The 25,509-nt window shown below is 53.5% G+C and carries 33 protein-coding genes and 2 tRNA genes; 26 read left to right on the top strand and 9 right to left on the bottom strand.

Annotation, left to right across the window (positions count from 1 at the left end; all coding sequences use genetic code 11):
• Positions 1 to 97: 97 nt before the first annotated feature.
• A complete protein-coding gene (locus V9K95_RS09080) occupies positions 98 to 1,000 on the top strand; it encodes a LysR family transcriptional regulator (protein ID WP_307282722.1) in 903 nt (300 codons plus the stop codon).
• A gap of 157 nt (positions 1,001 to 1,157) precedes the next feature.
• On the opposite strand, the gene V9K95_RS09075 is transcribed toward V9K95_RS09080, so the two are convergent.
• Positions 1,158 to 1,232, bottom strand: a tRNA-Thr gene (locus V9K95_RS09075).
• Between the two features lie 155 nt (positions 1,233 to 1,387).
• Between V9K95_RS09075 and V9K95_RS09070 the strand changes: the two genes are divergently transcribed.
• The 9 genes from V9K95_RS09070 (at position 1,388) to yacG (ending at position 7,181) form a co-directional block, all read left to right on the top strand.
• Entirely contained in the window at positions 1,388 to 1,579 is a 192-nt protein-coding gene (locus V9K95_RS09070) for a hypothetical protein (RefSeq protein WP_115051296.1), read from the top strand.
• A gap of 213 nt (positions 1,580 to 1,792) precedes the next feature.
• Positions 1,793 to 3,082 carry a UDP-N-acetylglucosamine 1-carboxyvinyltransferase gene (gene murA / locus V9K95_RS09065; RefSeq protein ID WP_336440610.1) on the top strand — a complete coding sequence of 430 codons (1,290 nt, stop codon included), beginning with the start codon at positions 1,793 to 1,795 and terminating at the stop codon, positions 3,080 to 3,082.
• A 129-nt stretch (positions 3,083 to 3,211) separates the two neighbouring features.
• Positions 3,212 to 3,649 (top strand): DUF2948 family protein, encoded by a 438-nt coding sequence (locus V9K95_RS09060; RefSeq protein WP_115051294.1) that lies wholly within the window; start codon positions 3,212 to 3,214, stop codon positions 3,647 to 3,649.
• A 25-nt stretch (positions 3,650 to 3,674) separates the two neighbouring features.
• Entirely contained in the window at positions 3,675 to 4,967 is a 1,293-nt protein-coding gene (gene hisD / locus V9K95_RS09055; RefSeq protein WP_115051293.1) for a histidinol dehydrogenase, read from the top strand.
• A 7-nt stretch (positions 4,968 to 4,974) separates the two neighbouring features.
• Complete coding sequence (locus V9K95_RS09050) at positions 4,975 to 5,451, top strand: UPF0262 family protein (protein WP_115051292.1); 477 nt, start codon at positions 4,975 to 4,977, stop codon at positions 5,449 to 5,451.
• Positions 5,452 to 5,468: 17 nt separating this feature from the next.
• Complete coding sequence (locus V9K95_RS09045; protein WP_115051291.1) at positions 5,469 to 5,936, top strand: arsenate-mycothiol transferase ArsC; 468 nt, start codon at positions 5,469 to 5,471, stop codon at positions 5,934 to 5,936.
• 127 nt (positions 5,937 to 6,063) lie between these two features.
• Entirely contained in the window at positions 6,064 to 6,282 is a 219-nt protein-coding gene (gene infA, locus V9K95_RS09040) for a translation initiation factor IF-1 (RefSeq protein ID WP_008122731.1), read from the top strand.
• Positions 6,283 to 6,315: 33 nt separating this feature from the next.
• Complete coding sequence (locus V9K95_RS09035) at positions 6,316 to 6,942, top strand: Maf-like protein (protein WP_336440607.1); 627 nt, start codon at positions 6,316 to 6,318, stop codon at positions 6,940 to 6,942.
• A gap of 5 nt (positions 6,943 to 6,947) precedes the next feature.
• Entirely contained in the window at positions 6,948 to 7,181 is a 234-nt protein-coding gene (gene yacG / locus V9K95_RS09030) for a DNA gyrase inhibitor YacG (RefSeq protein ID WP_336440606.1), read from the top strand.
• Positions 7,182 to 7,207: 26 nt separating this feature from the next.
• Here the strand turns inward: yacG and V9K95_RS09025 are convergent, their stop codons facing one another.
• A complete protein-coding gene (locus V9K95_RS09025) occupies positions 7,208 to 8,293 on the bottom strand; it encodes a Gfo/Idh/MocA family protein (protein ID WP_336440605.1) in 1,086 nt (361 codons plus the stop codon).
• A gap of 185 nt (positions 8,294 to 8,478) precedes the next feature.
• On the opposite strand from V9K95_RS09025, the gene V9K95_RS09020 reads away from it, so the two are divergent.
• Together V9K95_RS09020 and V9K95_RS09015 are read left to right on the top strand one after the other, a co-directional pair.
• Positions 8,479 to 8,554, top strand: a tRNA-Phe gene (locus V9K95_RS09020).
• Positions 8,555 to 9,064: 510 nt separating this feature from the next.
• Positions 9,065 to 9,814: a hypothetical protein gene (locus V9K95_RS09015; RefSeq protein WP_336440604.1), complete on the top strand. Its 750-nt coding sequence runs from the start codon at positions 9,065 to 9,067 to the stop codon at positions 9,812 to 9,814.
• A gap of 64 nt (positions 9,815 to 9,878) precedes the next feature.
• On the opposite strand, the gene chrA is transcribed toward V9K95_RS09015, so the two are convergent.
• The 4 genes from chrA to V9K95_RS08995 all read right to left on the bottom strand — a co-directional run bounded on the left by chrA (position 9,879) and on the right by V9K95_RS08995 (position 13,147).
• Positions 9,879 to 11,093: a chromate efflux transporter gene (gene chrA, locus V9K95_RS09010; RefSeq protein WP_336440739.1), complete on the bottom strand. Its 1,215-nt coding sequence runs from the start codon at positions 11,091 to 11,093 to the stop codon at positions 9,879 to 9,881.
• A 52-nt stretch (positions 11,094 to 11,145) separates the two neighbouring features.
• Positions 11,146 to 11,445: a PadR family transcriptional regulator gene (locus tag V9K95_RS09005; protein ID WP_336440603.1), complete on the bottom strand. Its 300-nt coding sequence runs from the start codon at positions 11,443 to 11,445 to the stop codon at positions 11,146 to 11,148.
• Between the two features lie 77 nt (positions 11,446 to 11,522).
• Complete coding sequence (arsK, locus tag V9K95_RS09000) at positions 11,523 to 12,785, bottom strand: arsenite efflux MFS transporter ArsK (RefSeq protein ID WP_336440602.1); 1,263 nt, start codon at positions 12,783 to 12,785, stop codon at positions 11,523 to 11,525.
• 32 nt (positions 12,786 to 12,817) lie between these two features.
• On the bottom strand, positions 12,818 to 13,147 hold the full coding sequence (locus tag V9K95_RS08995; RefSeq protein ID WP_307282780.1) for an ArsR/SmtB family transcription factor: 330 nt from the start codon (positions 13,145 to 13,147) through the stop codon (positions 12,818 to 12,820).
• 40 nt (positions 13,148 to 13,187) lie between these two features.
• On the opposite strand from V9K95_RS08995, the gene V9K95_RS08990 reads away from it, so the two are divergent.
• The 7 genes from V9K95_RS08990 to V9K95_RS08960 all read left to right on the top strand — a co-directional run bounded on the left by V9K95_RS08990 (position 13,188) and on the right by V9K95_RS08960 (position 17,678).
• Entirely contained in the window at positions 13,188 to 13,718 is a 531-nt protein-coding gene (locus V9K95_RS08990) for a DUF6428 family protein (RefSeq protein ID WP_307282782.1), read from the top strand.
• A 69-nt stretch (positions 13,719 to 13,787) separates the two neighbouring features.
• Positions 13,788 to 14,144 carry a metalloregulator ArsR/SmtB family transcription factor gene (locus V9K95_RS08985; RefSeq protein ID WP_115051284.1) on the top strand — a complete coding sequence of 119 codons (357 nt, stop codon included), beginning with the start codon at positions 13,788 to 13,790 and terminating at the stop codon, positions 14,142 to 14,144.
• On the top strand, positions 14,137 to 14,628 hold the full coding sequence (gene arsN2 / locus V9K95_RS08980; protein WP_336440601.1) for an arsenic resistance N-acetyltransferase ArsN2: 492 nt from the start codon (positions 14,137 to 14,139) through the stop codon (positions 14,626 to 14,628). The genes V9K95_RS08985 and arsN2 overlap by 8 nt, the downstream gene beginning before the upstream one ends.
• Positions 14,629 to 14,639: 11 nt before the next feature.
• The gene (arsB, locus tag V9K95_RS08975; protein WP_336440600.1) at positions 14,640 to 15,701 is read left to right on the top strand and encodes an ACR3 family arsenite efflux transporter; all 1,062 of its coding nucleotides are present in this window, start codon (positions 14,640 to 14,642) and stop codon (positions 15,699 to 15,701) included.
• A complete protein-coding gene (arsC, locus tag V9K95_RS08970; RefSeq protein ID WP_115051281.1) occupies positions 15,698 to 16,120 on the top strand; it encodes an arsenate reductase (glutaredoxin) in 423 nt (140 codons plus the stop codon). The genes arsB and arsC overlap by 4 nt, the downstream gene beginning before the upstream one ends.
• Positions 16,095 to 16,823: an arsenical resistance protein ArsH gene (arsH, locus tag V9K95_RS08965; RefSeq protein ID WP_336440599.1), complete on the top strand. Its 729-nt coding sequence runs from the start codon at positions 16,095 to 16,097 to the stop codon at positions 16,821 to 16,823. Before arsC ends, arsH begins: the two co-directional genes overlap by 26 nt.
• 129 nt (positions 16,824 to 16,952) lie before the next feature.
• Entirely contained in the window at positions 16,953 to 17,678 is a 726-nt protein-coding gene (locus tag V9K95_RS08960; RefSeq protein WP_336440598.1) for a membrane-anchored protein, read from the top strand.
• Here the strand turns inward: V9K95_RS08960 and V9K95_RS08955 are convergent.
• The 3 genes from V9K95_RS08955 to V9K95_RS08945 all read right to left on the bottom strand — a co-directional run bounded on the left by V9K95_RS08955 (position 17,675) and on the right by V9K95_RS08945 (position 19,418).
• Positions 17,675 to 18,376, bottom strand: a complete 702-nt coding sequence (locus tag V9K95_RS08955; RefSeq protein ID WP_336440597.1) for a polysaccharide deacetylase family protein — start codon at positions 18,374 to 18,376, stop codon at positions 17,675 to 17,677. The genes V9K95_RS08960 and V9K95_RS08955 overlap by 4 nt on opposite strands.
• A 2-nt stretch (positions 18,377 to 18,378) precedes the next feature.
• Complete coding sequence (locus V9K95_RS08950; RefSeq protein ID WP_336440596.1) at positions 18,379 to 19,134, bottom strand: glycosyltransferase family 25 protein; 756 nt, start codon at positions 19,132 to 19,134, stop codon at positions 18,379 to 18,381.
• 140 nt (positions 19,135 to 19,274) lie between these two features.
• Entirely contained in the window at positions 19,275 to 19,418 is a 144-nt protein-coding gene (locus V9K95_RS08945; protein ID WP_336440595.1) for a DUF1127 domain-containing protein, read from the bottom strand.
• A 182-nt stretch (positions 19,419 to 19,600) separates the two neighbouring features.
• Between V9K95_RS08945 and V9K95_RS08940 the strand changes: the two genes are divergently transcribed.
• From V9K95_RS08940 to V9K95_RS08910, 7 genes are all read left to right on the top strand, one after another.
• A complete protein-coding gene (locus V9K95_RS08940) occupies positions 19,601 to 20,899 on the top strand; it encodes an amidase (RefSeq protein WP_336440594.1) in 1,299 nt (432 codons plus the stop codon).
• Positions 20,900 to 20,984: 85 nt separating this feature from the next.
• The gene (locus tag V9K95_RS08935) at positions 20,985 to 21,296 is read left to right on the top strand and encodes a Dabb family protein (RefSeq protein ID WP_115051274.1); all 312 of its coding nucleotides are present in this window, start codon (positions 20,985 to 20,987) and stop codon (positions 21,294 to 21,296) included.
• 5 nt (positions 21,297 to 21,301) lie between these two features.
• Positions 21,302 to 22,573 (top strand): glycerate kinase type-2 family protein, encoded by a 1,272-nt coding sequence (locus tag V9K95_RS08930; protein ID WP_442958550.1) that lies wholly within the window; start codon positions 21,302 to 21,304, stop codon positions 22,571 to 22,573.
• A gap of 154 nt (positions 22,574 to 22,727) precedes the next feature.
• Positions 22,728 to 22,940 (top strand): hypothetical protein, encoded by a 213-nt coding sequence (locus V9K95_RS08925; protein WP_336440592.1) that lies wholly within the window; start codon positions 22,728 to 22,730, stop codon positions 22,938 to 22,940.
• Positions 22,941 to 23,468: 528 nt separating this feature from the next.
• Positions 23,469 to 23,879 carry a hypothetical protein gene (locus V9K95_RS08920; protein WP_336440591.1) on the top strand — a complete coding sequence of 137 codons (411 nt, stop codon included), beginning with the start codon at positions 23,469 to 23,471 and terminating at the stop codon, positions 23,877 to 23,879.
• A gap of 175 nt (positions 23,880 to 24,054) precedes the next feature.
• Positions 24,055 to 24,261 carry a hypothetical protein gene (locus V9K95_RS08915; protein ID WP_115051270.1) on the top strand — a complete coding sequence of 69 codons (207 nt, stop codon included), beginning with the start codon at positions 24,055 to 24,057 and terminating at the stop codon, positions 24,259 to 24,261.
• A 105-nt stretch (positions 24,262 to 24,366) separates the two neighbouring features.
• Positions 24,367 to 25,389 (top strand): MsnO8 family LLM class oxidoreductase, encoded by a 1,023-nt coding sequence (locus V9K95_RS08910; RefSeq protein ID WP_115051596.1) that lies wholly within the window; start codon positions 24,367 to 24,369, stop codon positions 25,387 to 25,389.
• Positions 25,390 to 25,509 lie beyond the last annotated feature (120 nt).

The following is a 25,509-nucleotide window of genomic DNA, read 5'->3' as shown; positions in this document are numbered from 1 at the left end:
TTCAGGAACGAAACTGATAGGCAATATTTGGCACTGGACATCTATCTATAAAACTGGGAAAATATCTATTGAACCCATCGATAAGATAGATATTTAAATGCTGCCCAATCCTACACTTGATCAGTTGCAAGTCTTTGTAGCAGTTGCCGAAACCGGGAGTTTCTCGTCCGCCGCAAGACGGCTCAATCGTTCGCAGTCAGTAATCAGCTATACAATCGCCAATCTGGAAGCACAGCTCGAATTGCAGCTTTTCGAGCGCGGCGGAGTACGGGAACCGCGATTGACTGATGCTGGCACAGCCATGCTTGAGGATGCGCGGCGCATGATTTCGGTGCTTCAAAACCTGCGCTCGCGGGCCGAGGGTTTAAAACAGGGGCTGGAAGCGGAAATTGCAGTGGCGGTGGATGTCACTCTGCCGTCGCCTGTCCTCATTGCTGTGTTGACTGCATTTCAAACGCAGTTTCCCACGGTCAGCCTGCGTTTGCACGTCGGCGCACTGGGTGTTGTCTGGGATCTGGTTCTCAAGAAGCAGGCGGATATCGGATTTGGCGGGCAGCCATTGGAGCCTTACGACGAGTTGGCCATTGGCCGCTTGGGGCAAACAACGATGATGCCTGTGGCAGCGCCTGATCACCCGCTGGCACTATATGAAGGGCCGGTGCCATTGGCTGTTATCCGCAACCACATCCAATTGGTGGTGACAGATTTGAGCGAACATACAAAGGGTAAGGACTTTGGCGTGTTTGCCTATAAGACATGGCGCCTGACTGATGTCGCGACAAAGCATTCGCTCATGTTGGCTGGCCTTGGCTGGGGTGGTTTGCCTAAATGGATGGTCAAGGATGATATTGCCGAAGGCAGGCTTGTTCCCCTTGATCTGGAGCCCTATCCGGAACTGCCTTATAATTTAGTTGTTCTTCATCCTGTTGATGCAGCAATGGGCCCCGCAACGACGTGGATGGTTGAACGATTCAAACAAGAGCTGGCAAAGTTCGATTAAAGCGAGATGACCAATACAAGCCACTCAATATCGCCTTGTACTGCGATCAGAACTGTCTTCGGCAATATAGGAATGGGAATTGTCATAGGCATCGCAATTGGCCTTGTTCCGGGCAAAACCGACGATAAGGAATAGCCATATTGTCTGCTTGGAAAACTGGTGCTGCGAGAGAGGATTGAACTCTCGACCTCTCCATTACCAATGGAGTGCTCTACCACTGAGCTACCGCAGCCGATTTGCGAACGCGGCGGACTTCTGGCATATCATTGCTGAAATCGCAAGCAAGCAATCGTAATCTCTTGGGTAAAATATCCATAGAGAGCAAAAAACATAGGCTGGCTACCGGCAGATTGCTGTCGGCACTGGTCAAAATACCGGATAAAACCAATGTCCTTATTGCCCAAAAACCCGAGCCGCGAACAAGAGGAGCGGGAAAAACGCCGCTCGGAACAACTGCGCGCAAATCTTGCGCGGCGCAAACAGCAGACGAGATCGCGCCGCTCAGGCGCTGAAGATGGGCGCGATGAAGGTTTGAAAGCCGCGGCGTCGCAAAATGAATCAGCCGATAGCGAAAAATAGAGCATTATTTTTCTGCCTCTCCTTCTTTGACGCAGAAACGACGCACTCACAATCAAGATCGAAAGATCTGTGTAAAGCCGATTCGAAGATCAGCGTTATGCACAGGAATGACAAGCCTTTCTTGAACCAGCACACGTGATGGTTTAAATGAACCCGCTCTGCAAAGGGCCTTTAACGACAGGACGGGTATTTCCCCCGCGAAAGTGACAAATTATGGATCGCATCAAGATTGTTGGCGGTAACAAGCTCAACGGCATCATTCCTATTTCGGGCGCCAAGAATGCGGCCCTGCCGTTGATGATTGCTTCTCTTTTGACCGATGACACGCTGACGCTGGAAAACGTGCCGCATCTGGCGGATGTCGAGCAGCTTATCCGCATCCTTGGCAATCACGGGGTTGATTATTCCGTCAATGGACGCCGCGAGCGTCAGGACGGCGCTTATTCACGCACGATCCATTTTACTGCACGCAATATCGTCGATACCGTAGCGCCCTATGAACTTGTCTCCAAGATGCGGGCAAGTTTCTGGGTTATCGGGCCGCTTCTCGCCCGTATGGGCGTTGCAACCGTTTCTTTGCCCGGCGGTTGTGCAATCGGTACCAGGCCGGTTGATCTGTTCATTGATGGCCTGCGCGCTCTCGGTGCCGATATCGAGATTGAAAACGGCTATGTCAAAGCCAGCGCGAAGGGCGGTCTTGTGGGCGCGCGCTACGTGTTCCCGAAAGTATCGGTCGGTGCAACCCATGTTTTGATGATGGCAGCAACGCTCGCCAAGGGCGAAACAATCATTGAGAATGCCGCACAGGAGCCCGAAGTCGTGAATCTGGCTGACTGCCTGAATGCCATGGGTGCAAAGGTCAGCGGGGCTGGCACGGCGACGATCACAATCGAGGGCGTAACAAGTCTTTCCGGCGCGCGCGTCCGCGTCATTCCTGATCGTATCGAGACAGGAACCTATGCCATGGCTGTCGCCATGACGGGTGGCGATGTCATCCTGGAAGGCGCCGATGCCAATCTTTTGACTGCTGCCCTCGCAACGCTCGGCCAGGTCGGCGTTGAAATTTCAGAAACCAATTCTGGCTTGCGCGTTGTGCGTAATGGCCACGGCATCATGCCCGTCGATGTGACGACGCAGCCATTCCCGGGCTTCCCGACCGACTTGCAGGCGCAGTTCATGGGCCTGATGACCAAGGCCAAGGGCACGTCCCATATTACCGAGACCATCTTTGAAAACCGCTTCATGCATGTGCAGGAATTGGCTCGGCTCGGTGCCAAAATTTCGCTGTCAGGTCAGACCGCGAAGATCGAGGGTGTCGAGCGCCTGCACGGTGCGCCGGTCATGGCGACAGATCTGCGTGCATCTGTTTCGCTGGTTATTGCCGGTCTTGCGGCCGAAGGGGAGACGACGGTCAATCGCGTCTATCATCTCGACCGCGGTTTTGAGCGTCTCGAAGAAAAGCTGACACGTTGCGGTGCGGTGGTTGAGCGCATCAGCGACTGATCATCCGGAATTTCCACGTCGATTATGCATCTTGCATAATTCCCTTTGCCTTCGCTTTCCTCTAACAGGGAAGAGAGCAGGCTTCCTCACCGGAAGCCCTGATCCCGCAAATTAAGGCAAAGGGTAGACATGGACACTCTCAAACTCATCGCGCTTGATGAGGAAGATCTGCAAATCCTATCTGCGCATCTGCAGGATTCCGTGCTTAAAGTCAGCGATATCGACTATCTGGCAGCGGAAAAGAAGCTGGTACTTGGCGTCAATCGCTTCGTCTGGGAACTAGCCGATGATGGCAAGCGCCATCGTAGTTTCGAGCGTCGGCGTACAGCACTCCATTTTGGTCAGGTCTTGAGTCTCAAAGCCACGGGCATCGACCGCCATTATCCGGATGACGTTCTTTCCGTATTGGCAATTCGTTTCATCGTTACCGAGGCTCCATCCGGGTTTATCGAGCTGGTTTTTGCCGCCAATAAAGCCTTGCGTCTCGAAGTTGAAGCTATTGAAGCCCAAATGGCGGATTTGGGCCCGGCCTGGGAAACACAATCGCGTCCAGAGCACGAAGTCTAGCTTCTGACCCTAAGGAATATGTATCGTGGCAATTGTGCTGAAACAGTCTGACTCTGACTTTAACGAGAGTTTTTCCGCATTTCTTTCGACTAAACGCGAGGTCTCCGAAGATGTTGACCGCGTGGTCGAGACGATTATCAAGAATGTTCGCACCAATGGTGATGCGGCGCTGATTGACTACTCGAAGCAATTCGACCGTATAGATTTGGCGCAACATGGTATCGCCATTTCTGCGGACGAGGTTAATGCCGCTATGGAATCGGCGCCGCAAGCAACGGTCGAGGCACTCAAGCTTGCGCGCGATCGCATCCATTCCCACCACGCAAGGCAAATGCCCAAGGATGACCGTTATACGGATGCATTGGGCGTTGAACTTGGCTCGCGCTGGACCGCAATTGATTCAGTCGGGCTCTATGTTCCAGGCGGTACTGCGAGCTATCCAAGTTCTGTCTTGATGAATGCTGTTCCGGCACAAGTGGCGGGTGTTGAGCGCATTGTCATGGTGGTTCCCTCACCAGACGGCAAGCTCAACCCGCTGGTTCTGGTTGCAGCGCGTCTTGCTGGCGTCTCCGAGATTTACCGTGTGGGCGGCGCGCAGGCGGTTGCGGCGCTTGCCTACGGCACGGAAACCATTGCGCCGGTCGCCAAGATTGTCGGCCCCGGAAACGCCTATGTGGCTGCTGCCAAACGCCGAGTTTTCGGCACTGTCGGTATCGACATGATTGCCGGCCCATCCGAAGTTCTCATTTTAGCCGATGCTGATAACAATCCGGATTGGATCGCTGCTGACTTGCTGGCTCAGGCCGAGCATGACAGCGCCGCGCAATCAATTCTCATAACGGATGATGAGACTTTCGGTGAGGCGGTCATGGCCGCTGTCGAGCATCAACTCAAGACATTGCCGCGCGGCCAGACCGCGAGCGAGAGCTGGCGGGATTATGGCGCGGTCATTTTGGTCAATGATTTGCCGTCAGCTTTGCCTCTGGTCAACCGCATCGCGCCGGAGCATCTGGAGATTGCAGCCGCCGATACAGAAGAGCTTTTGGCCGGCGTCCGCAATGCAGGCGCGATCTTTCTTGGCCGTTATACCCCGGAAGTCATCGGTGACTATGTTGGTGGTTCCAACCATGTTTTGCCCACAGCCCGTTCAGCCCGTTTTTCTTCGGGGCTTTCCGTGCTTGACTATGTCAAGCGAACCTCCATTCTGAGGCTTGGCGTTGAGCAACTGCGTGCCTTGGGACCGGCAGCGATTGAACTGGCGCGTGCGGAGGGGCTTGATGCGCATGGCAATTCGGTTGCAATCCGGTTGAACCTTTAGGAATCTGATGACGGCAAGTGATGCGAGATTGATCGATGTGGAACTGGACGACACGATCGGCCGTTCAACACCCGACGTCGAGCATGAACGAGCGGTCGCAATTTTTGACCTTATCGAAGAGAATAGTTTCCGTCCTGTCAGCGATGAGGGGACAGGGCCCTACAAGCTGAAGATTTCTTTGGTCGAATCACGTCTAATTTTTGCGATTTCACGGGAAAGCGGCGACGATGTTGTCACGCACATCCTTTCGCTCACGCCTTTACGCAAGGTCATCAAGGACTACTTCCTTATCTGCGAAAGCTATTATGATGCCATTCGCGCATCCAGCCCGAGCAAGATCGAAGCCATCGATATGGGTCGGCGAGGGCTGCACAACGAGGGATCGCAGGCTCTGATGGATCGACTTGGCGGCAAGATAGATGTCGATTTCGACACTGCCCGCCGACTTTTTACACTGGTATGTGTGCTCCATTGGCGGGGATAGGCGCACCCGTGCCGGGAATGCCCGACCATCTGCCGGATGATGCGGCAGGTGGCAAACCGAGGATTCCGGGCGCCGTTCTTTTCATATGCGGCATGAATGCCATTCGCTCTCCCATGGCCGAGGCACTGGCTCGAAAAATACTGCCGTCAAAGGTCTATGTGGCATCAGCGGGCGTTGAAAAGGGCGATCCCGATCCCTTTGTGGATGCCGTGCTCGAAGAAATCGGATTGAAGCGGCTGTCCGTAGCGCCGCGCACCTTCAAGGAGCTTGAAGACGATTATTTCGATCTGATTATTACATTATCACCCAAGGCGCACCATATGGCTCTGGAGCTGACCCGGACGACGTCGGTGCATGTGGAATATTGGCCCACGCCTGACCCGACATTGGTGCGCGGTCGCAGGGATCAGATTCTGGACGCTTATCGTGATGTTCGGGATCATCTGAAACAACATATTGAGGATCGTTTCGGTCCATTGACTTGATACTCTTGTGCGTCCGTACAATTGGATCGAACTCCCTTGTTCACAAATGCTACGCAATACTATAGGTTCCGCGCAAAATTGCGGTCGAACACGGCCGCAAATTCAATTTCTGGAGATAGAACTACGCATGGCGAAAGAAGAAGTACTGGAGTTTCCTGGCCTCGTGACGGAGCTGTTGCCCAACGCGATGTTCCGGGTAAAGCTCGAAAACGATCATGAAATCATTGCTCACACGGCTGGGCGCATGCGCAAGAACCGTATTCGTGTTCTGGCAGGCGACAAGGTTCTGGTTGAAATGACCCCCTATGACCTCACCAAGGGTCGCATCACCTACCGTTTCAAGTAAACGTCCTTCAGCCTGTCCGCAGGAATTCTCTTTATGAGCGATCAGCACAAATTCGTTCTTGCCTCCGGTTCGCCGCGCCGCCTGTCGCTGCTTGGTCAGATCGGTATTGAGCCGGATAGTCTGCTGCCCGCCGACGTGGACGAGACGCCGCTACGGGCGGAGCACCCGCGTTCGCTGGCGCGTCGGCTTTCCCGTTTGAAGGCGGAAAAAGTTGCCGCAGAACTGAAGGGAAGTGCCGAGCTTGGCAAGGCCTATATCCTTAGCGCTGACACGGTTGTCGCTGTCGGGCGGCGCATTTTGCCGAAGGCGGAAATACTTGATGATGCGACCGCATGCCTACGTCTGCTGTCCGGTCGCTCCCACCGTGTTTATACGGGCCTTTGCCTGATAACGCCGGCAGGAAAATTGCGTCAGGACCTCATTGAAACCCGCGTTCGCTTCAAAAGGCTTTCGCGGGAGGAGCTGGAAAGCTATCTTGCGTCAGGCGAATGGCGCGGCAAGGCAGGCGGCTATGCAATTCAGGGTTTGGCGGGCAGCTTCGTTATCAAGCTGGTCGGCTCATACACCAATGTTGTTGGCTTGCCGCTTTATGAAACCTTGAACCTTTTGCAGGGTGAAGGGTTTCCCGTTTATGCCAATTGGCAGGCCTCGGGCCACTAGCAACTATGTGTTTCCAATGGACTGCAATAGTGACTGACAACAAAAACAGTATGGCAAATGTTACGCCCCTGCGACCGACACGTCCTTGCCCCGAATGCAAGCGGCCATCCCAACGTGAACACTATCCATTCTGCTCGTCACGTTGCCGCAATGTAGACCTTAATCGTTGGCTGACGGGCGCCTATGTATTACCCGCCGTCGAAAGCTCGGAAGACAGCGACGGCGAAGAAGACATGTAGCTGTCGGCCCGGAGGGCTGACGAGCTCTAAAGTCTTATCACCCGCTGCGTTGCAGGCTGCGACAATACAATATTGATAGCCCGCAATGAGCTTATGCTATCTGCTATCGGCATGATAGCAGAGCCGGTTTTGCCCTGCCTCATAGCATCCATCAATGCAATTGCTTCAAATTGGCGGCCATTGCCGTCAAAATCGTATTCCTCAACAGTCCGGCCCGGCACAGGAAGGCGATCCAGTATTTTTCCGATAGTTCCGCCTGGGCCTGATAGAGGGCTAAACAGCGCTTGTCGGGAAAACCCCTGGTAGATCGTCAGTTCCCTTGCCTCGGTGAACGGAGCATTCAGCCGAATCGTGCCGGTTGAGCCCTCGATGATAAAATGATTCTTGCCATTTCGGTCGAAGCCGCAGGAAAGTTCTGCTTTCACATGATCATAATGCAGCACGATTTCAGAACTCATGTCGATGCCGTTTGGGGCCGCATGCCACAGCCCCGAAACCTTTTGTGGTTGACCAAGGAAAAACATTGCCAAGGAAACACACGAGATCCCGAGATCCCGACCGGCACCGCCGCCCAATGATCTGCTGAAATAGCGCGTCTTGGGATCATATGGATGTTCATATGATAACTCGGCGGTTATTTTGCGGATTGCTCCGATTTCTCCGGCATCCACTTTGGCTTTCGCGGCCGCGATTGCTGGCAGGAATCTTGTCCCCATCGCTTCCATGGCGAATACATCGGCGCGGGTGGCTTCCCGTTCGATGACGGAGGCTTCCGTATGGGAAGGTGCGAGCGGCTTTTCCGTCAGAATCGCTTTGCCTGAGCGGATGGATTTGAGAGCCTGCGCCACGTGGACCGAATTTGGCGTTGCAATGTAAACCGCATCAATCTCGGGATCGGCTACAAATGCATCAATGTCGGAATAGGCACGCTTGCTGCCAAAGTTTTCTTGAAACCGTTTTGCATTGGCTGTTGTCCGCGAAAAATTACCCACAAGCGACGCGCCGGGCACCAGCGCCAGATCAGCGGCAAATTGTCCAGCAGTTTGGCCGCTGCCAAGAATGCCCCAGCCAAAAGGCGTCGCTTTGGCGGTTTTATCCCCCGTATCAATCATATAAAACGAATCCTGTCTGTAACCCCATCAAGAACGCATCGATCTATGCCCTTTGCAAGAGGCAGAAAAACGGCGAAAAAATCCTTAGTTGATGCTGGACAGCAGGATTTTTAGTGTTATAACCCACCCGCTTCCAACGAAAACCAACGCGTCGGAATGGCCTGCCAACTTTGGCAGCCAAAAGTGCCCAGATAGCTCAGTTGGTAGAGCAGCGGATTGAAAATCCGCGTGTCCGTGGTTCGAATCCGCGTCTGGGCACCACTTCTCATTTTACCCATTGTTGTTGATGATTATTTTCGCCCAAGTGGCCTTAAAACGCACACCACTGGGAAAAGCTGGACACTTTTATTCCTTTTTTAGTTCGTTTGCGGCGGCTCGATCACGTGCCACTCAAAGTCCGTCAGATCATTGCGACTCCAGTGACCCACAATCGAACCAATGGCGTGCGAATTGTGGTGAAGCTCTCGTGGACAGATGATTGCAAATATTTTTAAGCGCAAGTTAAAAAATAGTATAGAATGGTTATAAAAGAATGGAGGGCCATTTCAACTTTGATAAAATTGTAACTAATGCTTGAGTAGTGTGTTGTTTGTTTTCGCATCCCGTTGGATGAGTTAGAGTTTTGTTTGAATTTTTAATAGTATTATGAATAGTAATTAGCTTAGTATTAGATTTACTTGTAATTTTGAAATAAATAATGAATACTATTCTCCAACCCAAGCTGCCATTGTATTTCACATTGGTTTGAAAATTGGGATAAGGGAGGACATAATGACTAGAATTATAACCAATGTTACCAAGTTACTCTCATATTCTGTCATCATAACAGCACTTACTGTTCCAGCATTTGCAGGCGGTATCTCCGTCGGTGGCTCGCGCAATGGCGGCCTCGGTGCGAGCGTCGGTGCAGATCTCGGCGGCATCAAGGCTGGAGTGGACGCTTCAATCGGCGGATCCAGAGGAACGACGGTCGGCGCTGGAGCAAATGTCGGCGGCACGAGCGGTATTTCGACCGGAGTGGGAGCTTCTGTCAATAACGGGGTCAATGCAGGTGCAGGCTTAAACGTTGGCGGGGCAAGCGGCGTAAATGCAGGCGCGGGTGCTTCGATCGGCGGATCCGGAGGAACGGCGGTCGGCGCGGGAGCGAATGTTGGCGGCACCAGTGGTGTTACGGCCGGAGTGGGCGCCAGTGTCACTGGCGGGGTTCGTGCAGGGGCGGGCTTAAGCGTTGGTGGGGCAGGTGGCATAAATGCCGGCGTCGGCGTCGGCATTGGTAACACCATCACTAATCCTGGCAGTGGCATAAATCCCGGCACCAGGACCACTGCTGGAGTGACTCCCAGGGGAACTTCTGTCAGTCCCGGTACGCGCCTGAATTCCCGTGTGGTATCCGCCCGGTTCGCCAGCTTGAGTGCAACCGAGCGCACGAAGTTGAAGGTGCGTTGCCGCGATATTTCCGCTAATGCAATGAACTATGACGGCGGGCTTGTCGCTCTTTGCAAGATGCTGCGCGGTATCTGATCCACGTCAAATTAATGTTAGGTGGCCCCAAATGGGGGCCACCTTTCTTGTAACGATCTGAAGTCTACGCAGCGCCCATGATCGCGCCAGCAATGGCAAGAGCGACTACGACAATCCAAGGCGGCATCTTCCATATTGTCAGAAACAGGAATCCGGCTGTCACCAGCAGGAAGTCCGATGGCTTGAAAACTGCGCTCGTCCAAACAGGATTATAGAATGCAGCTGCGAGAATCCCCACCACAGCGGCATTGGCGCCTCTCATGGCTGCTTGCGCTAAGGGGAGGCGTCTGAGGTCGTCCCAGAACGGCAAGGTTCCATAGGCAAGAAGCAATCCCGGCAGAGATAATGCAATCACTGCAATAAGCGAGCCGAGCAGCCCGTTGGGCGGTGAACTCACAATTGCGCCAAGATAGGCACCAAACGTAAAAAGCGGCCCGGGAACCGCCTGTGCTGCCCCATAACCTGCAAGGAACGCCTCGTGGCTCACCCAGCCGGGAGCCACGACCGCTGTTTCGAGCAGTGGCAAAACCACATGGCCGCCACCAAAGACGAGCGCGCCAGAACGGTAGAACGCGTCAAACAGCGAGATCGCTTGGCTGTGCAAGCTATCTGGCAATATCACAGGAAGAGCAAACAAAGCCGCAAACAGAATGAGGGCCAGGATGGCGCTGCGCCTGGTAACGGAAAAGCCGAGACGATGTGTGTCTTGAGTATCGGTATTGCGGCAAAAGAACAGACCGGCCAATGCGCCACCTGCAATCGCGCCTATCTGTCCGAGTGTGCTACTAAGGAAAACTGCGGCAGCTATTGCGGCCAGCGCAATGGCGATTCTGGTTTTATCAGGTGTCAGCGTACGAGCCATGCCCCAGATTGCCTGTGCTACAACGGCGACGGCGACAAGTTTCAATCCATGGATAATGCCCTGACCGATTGGCCCCGCAAAATTTGCTGCTCCATAAGCAAATGCGATCAACAAAATCGCGGAAGGGAGCGTAAAAGCCGTCCAGGCTGCGATTCCTCCCAATACCCCGCCACCACGGAATGTTCCGATAGCGAAGCCAACCTGACTGGAAGCAGGGCCGGGCAGAAACTGACATAGGGCCACCACGTCGGCAAAGGCTCCATCGGTCAACCATTTGCGGCGATTTACAAATTCCTCTCGAAAATAGCCAAGATGGGCAATGGGCCCGCCAAAGGAGGTAAGGCCGAGTTTCAGGAACACAATGAATACTTCGACAATCCGGTTCATGGCGGAAGCGATGGGGGTGGGTTCGACCATGGTCACTCAGCAGTTCCTTATTGCGGATGGACGGGCGCTCTTTTCCAGAGCTCTAAGAAATCATTTCTCCAAAGAGTTCCTTTACTTTGAGACGGGCGATTTCCAATGCCTCGCGTCCCAAAGGGGTGGCACGGTAAAATTTACGGGCCGTACGTCCGTCGCGCCGATTTTCTGACACAAGATAGCCCTTCTTTTCCATGGTCTTGAGCATTGGATAAAGCGTGCCCGCACTCAGCCTATACCCATGATGGGCAAGCTCATCGATCATCCATTGGCCGTAAAGTTCCCCTTCGACTGCGTGATGCAAGACTTGGAGCCGGATGAGGCCGCTGAGTAAATCCTGATGTTCCATGTTTGCCCGGCTATAGTTATTCGGCTCACAATAGCGATTTTCGATATCGTCAATCTATAGGGAGAAGAAGCCGGTCGTCAATCGGGAATACTGGTCAACTCAGCCAAATCAGACAGAGGTCTGCGGGCTGATTTCTTGGCAAAAACGCCATGGCCCTGCCTGCCGAGAGCGGCGAACGAGATGACGGCCATTAATCCAAATACCGCAAAGGCTATCAAGCCGGCTCGAACACCAAAATGTTGCATGATAAATGCGAATGCGAAAGGCGCCGCGGCAGTCGCAACCAAGCGAATTGCGGTGGCCTTTCCGACGCGTTGTCCGTAACCGTGGCTGCCAAAGAGAGCGAGTGGCAGCGTTCCCTGTACGATGCTGGCAAGCCCAGCTCCCAAACCAAAAATGATAGCAAATGCAAGGGACCCGGGAACCCATGAGCCGCTCAACAGCAGGATGAAAACCGACACAGGCACGAGCAGTGCTGAGATCAGCGCCAGACCCAATGGTGGGATATGATTGCCGCTGAACATGCTGAATAGTCGACTGGCAACTTGAGCGGGGCCAAACAATGTTCCGATCAGGACGCTTGTGCTTCCAATTCCCAATGAGGTCAACATCGGCAACATGTGGATAAGAATTGCTGCGTCAACGAAACTTACAAGGGCGAGTCCCATGGACATCAGGATAAAGCCTGATCGTCTCCGGTCTTGAGCAAGGCTGCCCTCGACGGAGGGCGTTGCCGGTGCCTCACCAGACATATCTGCCCTCGATCTGGCGGGTAGACAGGACAGCCAGACATGTATTGGAAGGCAGAGAGTTATATGGAGCGCGGCAAAGACGATATAGACCTCTCGCCACGACAAAGACGCGTGGAGCGCTGAGGTCAAGGGCCAGAATATTGTCGAAGCGAAGCCTGCGATAAGCGTGAGATAAGTGATCGCCCGTGGTGCGGTGACAGGGTTGATCTGTACCAATACAGCAAAGGCGGCATTGTAGAGAACAAAGGTGGAGGCAAGCTCTATCGTTATCAATCCAGCAGTAAAGGTCATGGGGCTTGGGGCAATCGCGCAGGCGATCAATGCCGTCACTGCGCCAATGGTGCCCCAGCTCATGACTTTGCCTGCTCCGTGGCGATCTATCCAGCCGCCCGCCACTGGAGCGGCCAATCCACCTGCAAGAAGCGAAATTGAGAAAACGCCAAAAACCCATTCCGGTGGCCAGCCAAAATCTTCCGCCATAGCTTGGGCAAGTACACTGAAACTATAATACAGCGTGCCATAGCCGATAATTTGCGTTAGGCCGAGAACGGCAACGACGAGGTAGTCCCGATGGGAGGAAGCGGACATTCTGGACCTCTTGGATCAAACGGGTACCCGGCTCAGTCGGTGCAGGTATCAGCGCAATTTTTCTCGACTGGGTCGCACCGTCCTTGACAGCAATCTTTCATCAGGAATTCAATTAACCCGGAGAGCGCGGGATAGACGGCACTGTAAATGATGGAACGCGCCTCGCGCCGTGACTGGATCAGGCCAGAGCGCTCCAGATGGCTCAAGTGAAACGAGATCTTGGACGATGATGCTCCCATAGCGTCGCCTACCGCTCCGGCAGGCATTCCCTCCGGGCCAGCCTTGACCAGCAGGCGCACAATCCTCAACCGGGTTTCTTGTGAGAGCGACGCAAAAGCGTCAAGGGCTTGCAATTCATTCATAATTACCTCAATATCTCAAAAGATGTTGAAATGAGGTTATATGATCATGAACTCCGTTACCAGCCCTATACTCATAGATTTTCATGGCGATGCTTCACTTCATGCATTGCTGTCAGCGCTCGAACCCTATCACGAACGCCCTCTTGTTATTGAATATGCAGGGAGGACCATCCAGCCCGGATATCATGTTACAGAGGTGAAGGCAGGTTCGTTTGTAACGCTGGACTGCGGTGGCAATCCCGATAGCTGGCATGAATCGGTCCTGCAGGTCGAAGACTTGCCGTCGGAACAGGGTAGAGACTTTATGACCGTGGAAAAATTCAGCAGCATCCTCAGCCTGGTGGGAAAGAAGGTTGAGCTTCGTGCCGATGCTCGCCTGACGTTCGAAGTAGGGCTGCCAGATATGCCCATGCAAATATTCGACGCGAGCACGTTGATCCTTGAGGCTGAACGGCTTGTGTTGAACCTGGTTGCTCGTCCGGCGATCTGCAAGCCGAGACATCGTGCGGCGCAAGCCGCTGCCACCAGCTGTTGTGGCTCGAGCAGTGCATCGTCCACATGCTGCAACTAGAGCAAGTTTGCTCTCGTTGATCAGCAAAATCAATTGACTGCAAGCAATTATATCCGTATATCTCGATATATGGAAAAAGAAAGCACAATCGATGCCTTCGCCGCCTTGGCCCAGACCACGCGGATGGATGCGTTCAAGCTTATCGTTATGCATGAGCCTGACGGCATTCCTGCGGGTGAAATTTCACGGATACTCAATGTGCCGCAAAACACCATGTCCACTCATCTTGGCATTCTTTCCCGGGCCGGCTTGATTTCCTCCGAACGGCAAAGTCGATCCATCATCTATCGTGCGGACTTCGAAAGCCTGCGCGGAGCGATCAATTATCTTCTGAAAGATTGCTGTGCCGGACATCCGGACATTTGTGCGCCACTGCTTGCGGATATCGTTCCCTGTTGCCCGCCCAAGGAGACCTTCAATGGCTGACCGTATCTCCAATGTCTCGATCCAGTGCACTGGAAACTCCGCCCGCTCCGTCATTGCCCAATCGATTCTGTCGTCCGATGAGGAATTGGCAAAAGCGCTGCAGGAAGCCTCGCTGCCGATTGACGATCTGTTGCAGTCCGGAGGCATATTCTTTCGCTTCACGGATGATAAGGGTGAGCCTGCCGGGTTTGGTGGAATCGAATTGCATGGCAAGAGTGCTCTGTTACGTTCAATAACAGTCCCGCAAGGCATGCAGAAGTCCGGTTACGGCACTGCCATTACTCGCTCGCTGTTGCGCTACGCCGAGATGGCGGGTGCAGAATCTGGATATTTGCTGACAATGGGAGCCGCGCCATTTTTCAACAAGCTCGGTTTCAAGACCATCGCCAAAAGCGAAGCGCCCCCCGAGATTCTGGCGACACCGCAAGCCTCTGGTCTTTGCCCTTCAACCGCTACCTTGATGGTGCGCTCGGTCTCTCTTTAAGGAAAAGCAGAATGTCTATCTTCGAGCGCTACCTCACCGTGTGGGTTGCCCTGTGCATTGTCGTCGGCATTGCGCTTGGTCATTTCATTCCAGTCGTTTTCCAGGCCATAGGTTCGGCGGAATATGCCAAGGTCAATATTCCGATGGCGGTACTGATCTGGTTGATGGTCATCCCCATGCTGCTGCGCATTGATTTTGCTTCGCTTGGCCATGTAGGACAGTTCTGGCGTGGTATCGGCGTCACGCTATTTATCAACTGGGCGGTCAAGCCGTTTTCCATGGCATTGCTCGGTTGGCTGTTCATCGGCTGGCTGTTTCGGCCATATTTGCCTGAAATGCAGATCGACTCGTATATTGCCGGTCTGATCATTCTGGCAGCGGCTCCATGCACAGCAATGGTATTCGTCTGGTCTAACCTTACAAAAGGCGAGCCGCATTTCACCCTGTCGCAGGTTGCCTTGAACGACGCGATCATGATCGTGGCTTTTGCTCCCATTGTCGGCCTCCTGCTCGGCCTTTCGGCAATTACCGTGCCTTGGGATACGCTTGTCCTGTCCGTGGTGCTTTATATTGTTATTCCGGTGATTATTGCGCAGTTTGCCCGCCGCCAGTTGCTGGGACGGGGCAATGCTGCGTTTGAACGCCTTCTTGGTATCTTGCAACCAATTTCGTTGGTCTCGCTTTTAGCAACCCTCATCATGCTCTTCGGCTTTCAAGGTGAGCAGATCATAGCCCAGCCGTTGATCATTGCCTTGCTGGCAGTGCCGATCCTCATTCAGGTCTATTTCAATTCGGGACTTGCCTATCTGCTCAATCGCATAAGCGGGGAACAGCATTGCGTTGCAGGGCCATCCGCGCTGATCGGCGCCAGCAATTTCTTCGAACTCGCCGTTGCAGCCGCCATTAGTTTGTTTGGCTTTAATTCCGGTGCGGCCCTTGCCACAGTTGTGGGCGTGTTGATCGAAGTGCCCGTCATGCTGTCTGTCGTGTGGATCGTAAATCGCAGCAAGGGCTGGTACGAAAGCGGTGCCGCCGTTCAAAATCTCAAGAAAATTGAAAGGACAGTCGGATGACCGTCACCATCTACCACAATCCATCCTGCGGCACGTCGCGCAATACGCTGGCACTCATTCGCAATGCGGGCATTGAACCTGTCGTGATTGAATATTTGAAGTCACCGCCGAGCCGCAAAGAACTCAAAGACATGATCAAGCGAGCCGGTTTGACGGTGCGTGAGGCTATTCGCGAGAAGGGAACGCCTTACGCCGAGCTTGGTCTTGACGATCCATCCCTGACGGATGAGCAATTATTAGATGCAATGGAAGCACATCCGATCCTGATCAACCGCCCTTTCGTTGTAACGGATCTCGGCGTGCGTTTGGCGCGGCCATCTGAACGGGTGCTGGATATTTTACCTGCTGCACAACAAGGCCCCTTCACCAAGGAAGACGGTGAAGTCGTTATAGATGCGGAAGGAAATCGCCTTGTCTGATCTGCCGAACACAAATCCGGAGGCTCTGCGTCTGCCAGAGTCCGCAAAGCTCAGTGCTCCGATGTCGACGCATCGTCCACGCATTCTTCTGCTGTATGGCTCATTGCGCAAAGTCGCCTATAGTCGTCTCCTGACGCAGGAAGCAGCCCGGTTGCTTGAGTATTTTGGTGCCGAAACGCGGATCTATGATCCTTCCGGTCTGCCACTGCCGGACGACGCACCGGTCGATCATCCAAAAGTTCAGGAATTGCGGGAATTATCACTCTGGTCCGAAGGCCAGGTCTGGACCAGTCCGGAACGCCACGGCGCAATGACAGGCGTCATGAAATCGCAGATTGATTGGATACCGCTCGCAATGGGAGCAATCCGTCCGACGCAGGGCCGCACGCTTGCCCTCATGCAGGTCTCGGGCGGCTCCCAGTCTTTCAACGCGGTCAATCAGATGCGGGTGCTTGGACGCTGGATGCGAATGATCACTATCCCCAATCAGTCCTCTGTGGCGAAGGCCTATCAGGAGTTTGATGAAAACGGTCGCATGAAACCCTCCGCCTACTATGATCGGGTGGTGGATGTGATGGAGGAGCTGGTCAAATTCACACTGCTGACTCGCGATGTTTCCGGTTATTTGACAGATCGCTATAGCGAGCGAAAAGAGAGCATCGCGATGCTGGAAAAGCGTGTGAAACTGAACGAAGCGGTTTAACAACACTTTGGGGCTTCCATGAGATGGCGCGTGTAGCGGCCGTCCTGTTCAAACTTATGCAGACTGAGGATGGGCAGAACCCTGCAAATAGCCTATGTACCATTCGGTCTCTTGCATCGGGTTTGAAAATTGAAAGCTTATAAATCACTCATTCGCCGGGTCGGTTATTATGCGCTTCGCCCGCAACCGCCTCACTATCCTTCGCCCTTTCGCAATCCTGTTTTGATTGTGGGATCTGCGCCTGTTTCAAATCTGCCGGAAGGTCATCAATCCAATTACCACCTTCTTACGATCAACGGGTCGCAATCGGTGTCGACCGGTTGGGGGCTGGCCGATCCCGATGTGACTTTCCTTCAATACAGGCAGGTCTATGGCACCAATGACAATGCCGTGGCGGTACGCAAGGCATTGAAAGACCAGTCGACAGGGCATCTTTACGTGATGCGCTGGACCCAGAGCAGGAAAGAGCTTGAAGACGGGCTGGCTGCGTTCAATTACAGCTATCGCCACCTGCATATCGTGAACAGGCTGCAACGCATGGCATTGTTCAAGCGCATTATGGGCTATCTGAACACTGAAGACGATCTTGAAACAAGATTCTCAAATGGTGTGACTGCCGTGCTTTACGCGCTGGCCAGTGGGGCTCGCGCCGTTATCATCACCGGCATCAATCCTGCGTCCCAAGGGCACATTTACAACAATCTCAATCTGGGTCGTCAGCATAGCCAGACTGATCATGATGTGCTGGTTGCACTTCTTCGGGCTGGCCATCCTGTTTACACCGCTGATCCGGACGTTGCGCAATCAACGGGATTGCCGCTCTGGAAAGCGGATAACTGGACTCTGGGTTCTTAGCGCAGCAGGCACTTTGCGACGAAGTGTAACCAGGTATCATCGCGGCGGATTGTCAGCCTTGGCAGGTTCATCAGATCGTCATTGCCGGTCGAGCGGCGCCGTTCTGTGCCTGCTGCCACTATATAGCCTGCCTGCCTTACGAGCTCGCGCACCCTGTCATTGTGGTCGCCATAGGGATAGGCAAAAGTCTCGACCCTGTCGCCGACGATCTCCTGCAGCTTTTCCTTACAAAGGGAGAGCTGCTCGAAAGCCTGCGTCTCGGGAATCTGACTGAGATGCACATGATCCATTGTATGCGCACCAACTTCGTGACCGGAAGAAAGCCATTGTTTTATCTGGCTGATATCCATGCAGGTTGCTGGTAAAACACCGAGCGGACGATCCCATTCATTCGAGCCGCCAATCTGGTTGCTGACGAAAAAATTGGTCGCGGTGAAACCAAATTCCTGCAGGATCGGCATGGCATTTTGATAAACATTGGTAAAGCCATCATCGAAGGTGATAGCGGCCACTTTTCCGGTTTTCTGACCGGAAATGTAAGGCAAGCTTTCGCGCAGCGAGAGCCCTTGATAACCCAATCGCTTGAGCCAGCCCATCTGCCGCCGAAAGGATTCCGGGCTTACAATCATGCTTCTAAAGGGCGTCTTGCGAAACGGTGGCGTGGCGATCTGATGATATAGGAGAATTGGTACAGGCACGGTCAGCTCTCCTTGCCGCGAGAATAGGCGTTGACCCGCATTCGGTAAATCGGCCGTAATATTTCGCGCCTTAATTTTTCCAGCAAAGGTTTCTTCTGTTGAATTGTGCTGCCGCCAAGTTGCGAAGAAACTTCCCTGACGCCGCCAGGAACGACTGCGAGCGGCGACAGTCCTGTTATCCAGTTCATCTGCAACATCGTATCAACCGGACGGTCAAAGGTTTCGGTGACAGCCAGTAATCGTTTGGCCGCTTCGTAGCCGATGAGTTGGGTTACCATTCCCAGCCCGACCGGTTTGGCGCGCAGAATGCGGGCGTTGTCAGCGGCAAAAACCTCCGGCCCCTGTTCGCGATGAGGCCGGAATGGAAAGCGGATAAAATCCGTCGGGCCTGCAAATCGGGCAGCTGCGGAATATGCCGCGGCAAATTCGGGCGTCAGGGCAACATCATCCTCAAGCACCAGCCCCGCTGTGAGATTTTGGTCGACGATCGCTTGCCATGCTTTCCGGTGCGACAGGAAACAGGCGACTTCCCTGATATTGAGATCAAAGGGATAGCGCGGAGCATGCAGTCCGGCTTTGTAGACCCGGCGGACATCTTCATCGGTCAGGTTTCTGGCATCGACAGCGTCGACGACATCGGTCGAAACAGGGAGCGTTTGGCTAAGCAAATCTACCTGTTTCTGTCTGTCTGTAGACCGTGCCAGATGTATGATGAATGCTTTGATCACTGTAGAATGCTCACCCCGGGCTCCGATCATCGGATATTGTCCCACGAGCTTCTTAGTACCGGTTTGATGTGCGCCGTGCAATGCGATGCATCGGATGTCGTGCCACCAAACACTCAACAAAAAGCGCCGGAGCAAAGCCCACGGCGCCTTTTAAAACTTTACGGGTTTGATTAGTTGCACGCCATCCAGGCAACCTGGCGGATGTCGGCGCGGGAAATTCCAAGATCAGCAAGATTGCGATCGCTGCACAGGCGCAGCTCATGGAGATTCTGGCGATATTGACGATATTTCTGAATGCGATTGCGAAGGCTCATGGCTCTTACCCCTTTTATTGTTGCCCTCCCTGTTGCGTAGATTGCTTCAAATAATATCGATTTAAAACTGTGAATGTTGCAACGCACCCTTGCACTCGGTGCATGGCAAGTTACCGGACTTTAACCCGCAAGGTCTTCGCGCTATAGAAAGCGTGACGCAACATTTCCAGCGGGATATTTTCTTGCCAAATCCAAATCCGTCGGCCTCCCAAAGGCTTGAACATATTCTTGCGCGCTTGATGGAGCGTGAGGCAGACGAGCGGGTTTTTACCCGCCTCTATGCCGGTTCAGCGCGCCAGGAGGCGCAGGCCTCGGACAGTCGCTTCCGCAAGAACGAAACGCTTGGGCCGCTCGATGGGCGAATAGTCTCCATCAAGGATCTGTTCGACGTTGCCGGGGAGGTCACCTTGGCTGGCTCGGTGATACGGAAAACGGCTGCGGCAGCGACCAATGATGCGCTCATCGTGCAGCGATTGCGCGCAGCGGGTGCGGTCATCATCGGCAAAACACTCATGACCGAGTTTGCATTCACCGCAGTAGGCTTGAATCCGCACTATCCGACAGCAGGCAATGCCATGGATTCTTCGCGCGTGGCTGGCGGCTCATCTATCGGAGCTGGAATTTCGATAGCGGAAGGCACGAGCGAAATTTCAATCGGCTCGGACACGGGCGGTTCGATACGAATTCCAGCGGCGTTGAATGGCGTGACCGGTTTTAAACCAACCGCCAGGCGCGTTCCTCTGCAAGGCGCATTTCCCCTTTCGCCCAGTCTGGATTCCATTGGGCCTTTGGCGCGAAACGTAGCAGATTGCGCATCTACCGACTCGGTCTTGGCGGGTGAGCGTCCGCAGCCCCTCGATCAGTTCTCATTGTCCGGCCTGCATATTGGCGTGCCGCGCGGTATATTATTCAGCAATATCGAATCGGAAATTGAAAAGGCATTCGATTTAAGTCTTCAAGCCTGCGAAAAAGCCGGTGCGACGATTGTCGACTGTTCGATAGATGACCTGATTGAGGCCATGGCGCGAGCAACCTTGGCCGGATCGATTGCAGGTATCGAAGCCAGCAGGATTCACGCGGGATGGTTGCGAGATGAAAGCCTGGACGTAGACCAGCGTGTGCAGCGTCCGCTCTTGCGTAGGTTGGAGACGTCCGAATCCGATTACATCGACCTCATGTTGAAACGTCAGTCTTTGATGCATGAAATGGATCAGCGATTGAGAGCCTATGACTTTCTGGCTTTGCCGACTGTGCCAATTATGGCTCCTTCGATCGAGGCGGTCAGCGATGAAAATTTCTACCGGGAAACAGAATCGCTGCTGCTGCGCAATACGCAGGTGGCCAACCAGTTTGATCTGACCGCGATCAGCCTGCCGATGCCGGATATGGCACTGCCAGCGGGGCTAATGCTCATGGCGCAGCACGGTACCGACCGCAGGTTGCTTGCTATGGCAATGGCCGTAGAGCGCATTTTGACCTGACGTTTTGTTGAGGGGGTGAAATATTGCTCGCAATTTTCAGCAATCCCGTCAGGATGCGCATCCAATATTCAGAAGGAAGGTTTTCATGATCCGTCACTGTGTTTTTATCCGTTTTCGTGATGGGGTTCCCACGTCGGATAGACAGGCTTGTTATGATGATCTCGCCATACTCTGCGCGAAACTGCCGGGCGCCCTGACCTTCCGGTCCGGTGTCAATGTCAGCCCGGAGGTGGGCATGGATAAAGGATTTACCGAAGGCTTTCTGATTGATTTCGCTGACGCCGCGGCGCGGGATGCCTATCTTATCCATCCGGAACATCAAGCCATTGGCGGGCGCATCGTCTCTTCAGCCATTGGCGGTCCGGACGGCGTCTTTGTGTTCGATCTGGAAGTTTGACACCCATGCGAGACAAGGAGTTTTTCACCAAACTGTTCCGCGCTGCTGTGGACGCCGCCAATCCTGAGCTCGTGATTGCATCTCACCTGCCACCAAGGCCAAAAGGCCGGACGATTGTAATCGGCGCAGGCAAGGGTTCGGCGCAAATGGCGAGCGCGTTTGAAAAAGCATGGACGGCCAAATATCCAGATTCATCCATCGAAGGACTGGTCGTGACCCGTTATGGTTTTGGCGTGGCCTGCGAGCACATAGAAATTATCGAAGCGTCCCATCCAGTGCCCGATGCGGCGGGTCTCGTCGCCTCGAAACGTCTTCTGGAAACCGTGTCTGGTTTGACGGCGGATGATCTTGTCATCGCCCTTGTGTCGGGTGGGGGCTCTGCATTGCTGCCATCGCCGCCGGACGGCATGACCATTGAGGACGAGATTGCAGTGAACAAGGTTCTTCTGGCTTCAGGAGCACCAATTTCGGCAATGAATGCGGTTCGCAAGCACTTATCCACCATCAAGGGCGGACGTCTTGCTGCAGCGGCATTTCCGGCCCGGGTATATTCGCTTGTCGTGTCGGATATTCCCGGAGACAATCCTGCATTTGTCGCTTCCGGGCCTACGGTTCCGGACGAAACAACGCGGGAAGAGGCGCTGGCAATTGTGGACCGCTACAGTCTCGACTTGCCGGCCGCAGCTCTTGCGCATCTTCAATCACATGCTGCGGATGCTCCAAAACCAGGTGATGCTGTTTTCAAGGGTCACGAACACCATGTCATAGCATCGGCTGGCGTTTCCCTCGAAGCTGCTGCCAAAGTTGCGCGGGAAAATGGCATCGAGGCCGTCATTCTCTCTGACGCAATAGAAGGCGAGGCGAGGGAGGTTGCTCATGTGCATGCGGCTCTTGCAAAACACGTGCTTGCAAAAGGACAGCCTTTTACGAAACCCGTTGTGATCCTCTCCGGCGGCGAAACCACAGTCACAGTGCGCGGAAAGGGCAAAGGGGGTCGCAATACCGAATTCCTGTTGTCGCTCGCCATGGATATTGATGGCGCCAATGGCATCAGTGCTTTTGCCGCCGATACGGACGGCATTGATGGTTCCGAAGACAATGCAGGTGCATTTGCCGATAGCACAACGGTGGCGCGTTTGCTGGCAAAGGGACAGGACGCATCGGCCTATCTCAATGGCAATAATGCGTGGACGGCATTCGATGCCATTGGGGATCTTTTTGTACCCGGACCCACTGGAACAAATGTAAACGATTTGCGGGCAATTCTTGTTCGTTGACGCGCTATCGCCATTATTCGATGGTCAACCGTGGTCCGCGTTTACGGGTTTGACATTTGCATAAGAGTTTGCGACCGGATGGGACGCAAATGTCAAATTCGCAGCGCTTGAGGCCTGCGCCACTCAATGGCGTTTTATGCAAAAGGAAAGTTGAATGCGAGTTGCACCTACCTTAATTATTCTTTCGGCAATCGTCGTTGCTGGTTGCACAACCGGTTCGACTGGTGGCGTTCCCGCCAACTCGCCGGTCAAGGACGTCTCGTTTGTCCCACCGCCGAAGTCTCTTACCGAACGTGCAAAGCCTGAAAAGAAATTGACCCTCGAAGAGAGCGTCGCAAGGCGCAAACTGGAGACGGGCAAGCAATAAGCCCTGATACGTTTTATGGCCTGATTACAATGCCGTTTCGTTTCGCAAGAACTGAAACGGCATTTTTATTTGAATGAGAGCCAGGCGAGCATCCGAGAATGAAGTTTCGATTGTGGCCGCTATCCCGCAATGACCTGACTGGCACAATCCACTGTGGAAGCAAGGTTTTGAACAATTCCATGGGAAGCTAGCAGTTGGATGGCCGTTCTGCGCCCGCTGAGCCTGAGGCCTAGAAACAACAAAACCCACCGCGGGAGGAGGTGCGGTGGGTTTCGTTGGTTATGGAGGGTCTTCTGGGAGGAGAAGAGACCGTCCGTTTCGACAGGGTCGGGAGGAGGTGACGCTGTCGAAAATTCCTGATCTGAAAATAACTCAATCACCGTGATTTAATACAGACAATATTGCATAGCAGCATTGCAGTTGGTGCAATGCAACATTTTTGCTTGGTTTTAAGCGAGACATCACAGCCAGTTGAAGAGGCTCGGGGAACGCAAACGGCTCCGCATCGTTTATAATAGGTTAACGAGGTTGAAAACGGCAAACTGCCGCGCTTTGGAATATGGCTGGAAAGGGCGAATCATGCACCTTTTAAGATCATCAATGATATTGCTTACGACAGGGTTTCTAGCATTTGCCCCTGTTATGACAAGTCATGCTTTCAGCATCAAGGGGTCTCTGGAAACCGAAGGTGAGGGCGGCGATATTAGTAATAAGAAGTTCCAAAGGGCGGCTGTATTGGAAGCCAAGGCCTATATTTGCGGTACTGGTACTGAAGCAAGTGAGGCTGCTATGCGGGCCGGCATGGCGGAGACCGGTTTGCCGGAAGATATCGCTGTTGAAGTCGTTTCCGACCTCGCCTCTGGTATTATTGATAATGCCACCAAGACCGGATCAAAAAAGATGTGTGAAACTCCTGAAGTGCAAATGTCTAGCTTTTAATTGAGCAAGTACGTTACTGAATGATCTCATAGGGTTGCATGCAACATGATAAAATTTGAAATTAATTTTACTGTAAATTACTAACGAAACCTGTGGTCCGTGCAAGATTTAGTCTTTTCAAAATGCCAAATGTGGTATTAGGGTCCCGCAACTTTGGGTTGTGGGAGCGGCAGGCATGAATAAGAGGACCGAGACATTGGAAGTTCTGAAAGCAGAGCTTTCCCGGTTATGCGCTCTTGCAGATGATGAGGGTTTTGAAATGATTGCCTATTTCATTGAAACCGCCATTCGCGAATCCGATGAACAGCTTTCACAGGAAAGACGCCCCGTTGTTGGCATGGAGTTGCGCTTGGCTTCCTCTCGCAGCGGCACAGTCGGATAAGAACAGGATTTAACAAGATCCCGATTTAATCGACGTTCAATTTTTGTGAATCATGAAATCGCGTGGCCTCATTGTGTAGCGTTTGCCGCGGCCTATATTCAGCTCATGATCCCATTATCAGTCCTCGACCTTTCACCGATTGCAGCAGGCAGCACTGCCGCGCAGTCTCTTCGTAACTCACTGGATCTCGCGCAGAATGCCGAGCGCCTTGGCTATCATCGTCTTTGGCTTGCCGAGCATCACAGTATGCGCGGCATTGCCAGTGCGGCGACAGCCGTTGTGATCGCGCATGTTGCAGCGGGGACCTCCAAAATTCGCCTTGGTGCGGGCGGTATCATGCTGCCCAACCACTCGCCTTTGATGGTCGCCGAAGCTTTTGGCACGCTTGCCTCTCTTCACCCTGGCCGCATTGACCTTGGCGTTGGCCGCGCTCCGGGTACGGATCAGATCACGGCTCAGGCGCTTCGCCGTAATCTCAATCAGGATATTAATGGGTTCCCGCAAGATGTCGTCGAATTGCTGAGTTATTTTGGCGAGCCTCAACCCGGCCAGCACGTCATAGCCGTTCCTGGTGCGGGACTTGATGTTCCCGTGTGGATTTTGGGCTCCAGCCTTTTCGGCGCTCAGCTCGCTGCCGCATTGGGGCTGCCTTATGCTTTTGCATCCCATTTCGCGCCAGCGGAAATGGAGCGCGCAATCGAAATTTATCGCGCGCGTTTTGAGCCATCTCGCTATCTCGACAAGCCCTATGTGATGCTTGGTCTCAACGTATTTGCCGCTGAGAGCGATGAAGAAGCCCAACTTTTGCAAACATCCCAGCAACAGGCCTTTGTAAATTTGCGTACCGGAAATCCCGGACCGCTTCCAGCGCCTGTTCAGGGCTATGAAGAAACGCTTGATCTGCATGCAAAGGCGATTCTGCGCCAAGCTCTATCCTGTTCTGTCGTCGGTGCCGCGCCTGCCATCAAGACCGGTGTCGAAGAGTTTATCCATCGTACCGGCGCCGATGAGATCATGGTTACGGGCCATATTTTCGAGCATAAGGCGCGGGTGCGGTCATATGAAATTCTGGCCAAAACAATGATTGGACATGATAGGACGCCCGCGCCAGTTGGTCTGTTGGCATAAATGGCGGACACATTTTTGCCGCAATATTGCCTTAAAAAAACCCGGCCATCGACTGGTTGAGATCGAATTTCGCAGGTGAAGTGGCGGGCATCATCAATAGATGATCGTTCGCCAATCATC

Origin of the sequence: Phyllobacterium sp. CCNWLW183, from assembly GCF_037203775.1 — a bacterium.
Taxonomy (GTDB): domain Bacteria; phylum Pseudomonadota; class Alphaproteobacteria; order Rhizobiales; family Rhizobiaceae; genus Phyllobacterium; species Phyllobacterium ifriqiyense.
The sequence above is the reverse complement of the archived record's forward strand: the minus strand, read 5'-3'. Positions and strand labels throughout refer to the sequence as shown.

What these genes read in the sequence shown, in the direction of transcription:
- V9K95_RS09080 (WP_307282722.1), top strand. Translation starts at nt 98, where the DNA reads ATGCTGCCCAATCCTACACTTGATCAGTTGCAAGTCTTTGTAGCAGTT.
- V9K95_RS09070 (WP_115051296.1), top strand. Translation starts at nt 1,388, where the DNA reads ATGTCCTTATTGCCCAAAAACCCGAGCCGCGAACAAGAGGAGCGGGAA.
- murA (WP_336440610.1), top strand. Translation starts at nt 1,793, where the DNA reads ATGGATCGCATCAAGATTGTTGGCGGTAACAAGCTCAACGGCATCATT.
- V9K95_RS09060 (WP_115051294.1), top strand. Translation starts at nt 3,212, where the DNA reads ATGGACACTCTCAAACTCATCGCGCTTGATGAGGAAGATCTGCAAATC.
- V9K95_RS09050 (WP_115051292.1), top strand. Translation starts at nt 4,975, where the DNA reads ATGACGGCAAGTGATGCGAGATTGATCGATGTGGAACTGGACGACACG.
- V9K95_RS09045 (WP_115051291.1), top strand. Translation starts at nt 5,469, where the DNA reads ATGCCCGACCATCTGCCGGATGATGCGGCAGGTGGCAAACCGAGGATT.
- infA (WP_008122731.1), top strand. Translation starts at nt 6,064, where the DNA reads ATGGCGAAAGAAGAAGTACTGGAGTTTCCTGGCCTCGTGACGGAGCTG.
- V9K95_RS09035 (WP_336440607.1), top strand. Translation starts at nt 6,316, where the DNA reads ATGAGCGATCAGCACAAATTCGTTCTTGCCTCCGGTTCGCCGCGCCGC.
- yacG (WP_336440606.1), top strand. Translation starts at nt 6,948, where the DNA reads ATGTGTTTCCAATGGACTGCAATAGTGACTGACAACAAAAACAGTATG.
- V9K95_RS09025 (WP_336440605.1), bottom strand. Translation starts at nt 8,293, where the DNA reads ATGATTGATACGGGGGATAAAACCGCCAAAGCGACGCCTTTTGGCTGG.
- V9K95_RS09015 (WP_336440604.1), top strand. Translation starts at nt 9,065, where the DNA reads ATGACTAGAATTATAACCAATGTTACCAAGTTACTCTCATATTCTGTC.
- chrA (WP_336440739.1), bottom strand. Translation starts at nt 11,093, where the DNA reads ATGGTCGAACCCACCCCCATCGCTTCCGCCATGAACCGGATTGTCGAA.
- V9K95_RS09005 (WP_336440603.1), bottom strand. Translation starts at nt 11,445, where the DNA reads ATGGAACATCAGGATTTACTCAGCGGCCTCATCCGGCTCCAAGTCTTG.
- arsK (WP_336440602.1), bottom strand. Translation starts at nt 12,785, where the DNA reads ATGTCCGCTTCCTCCCATCGGGACTACCTCGTCGTTGCCGTTCTCGGC.
- V9K95_RS08995 (WP_307282780.1), bottom strand. Translation starts at nt 13,147, where the DNA reads ATGAATGAATTGCAAGCCCTTGACGCTTTTGCGTCGCTCTCACAAGAA.
- V9K95_RS08990 (WP_307282782.1), top strand. Translation starts at nt 13,188, where the DNA reads ATGATCATGAACTCCGTTACCAGCCCTATACTCATAGATTTTCATGGC.
- V9K95_RS08985 (WP_115051284.1), top strand. Translation starts at nt 13,788, where the DNA reads ATGGAAAAAGAAAGCACAATCGATGCCTTCGCCGCCTTGGCCCAGACC.
- arsN2 (WP_336440601.1), top strand. Translation starts at nt 14,137, where the DNA reads ATGGCTGACCGTATCTCCAATGTCTCGATCCAGTGCACTGGAAACTCC.
- arsB (WP_336440600.1), top strand. Translation starts at nt 14,640, where the DNA reads ATGTCTATCTTCGAGCGCTACCTCACCGTGTGGGTTGCCCTGTGCATT.
- arsC (WP_115051281.1), top strand. Translation starts at nt 15,698, where the DNA reads ATGACCGTCACCATCTACCACAATCCATCCTGCGGCACGTCGCGCAAT.
- arsH (WP_336440599.1), top strand. Translation starts at nt 16,095, where the DNA reads ATGCGGAAGGAAATCGCCTTGTCTGATCTGCCGAACACAAATCCGGAG.
- V9K95_RS08950 (WP_336440596.1), bottom strand. Translation starts at nt 19,134, where the DNA reads ATGATCGGAGCCCGGGGTGAGCATTCTACAGTGATCAAAGCATTCATC.
- V9K95_RS08945 (WP_336440595.1), bottom strand. Translation starts at nt 19,418, where the DNA reads ATGAGCCTTCGCAATCGCATTCAGAAATATCGTCAATATCGCCAGAAT.
- V9K95_RS08935 (WP_115051274.1), top strand. Translation starts at nt 20,985, where the DNA reads ATGATCCGTCACTGTGTTTTTATCCGTTTTCGTGATGGGGTTCCCACG.
- V9K95_RS08930 (WP_442958550.1), top strand. Translation starts at nt 21,302, where the DNA reads ATGCGAGACAAGGAGTTTTTCACCAAACTGTTCCGCGCTGCTGTGGAC.
- V9K95_RS08925 (WP_336440592.1), top strand. Translation starts at nt 22,728, where the DNA reads ATGCGAGTTGCACCTACCTTAATTATTCTTTCGGCAATCGTCGTTGCT.
- V9K95_RS08915 (WP_115051270.1), top strand. Translation starts at nt 24,055, where the DNA reads ATGAATAAGAGGACCGAGACATTGGAAGTTCTGAAAGCAGAGCTTTCC.
- V9K95_RS08910 (WP_115051596.1), top strand. Translation starts at nt 24,367, where the DNA reads ATGATCCCATTATCAGTCCTCGACCTTTCACCGATTGCAGCAGGCAGC.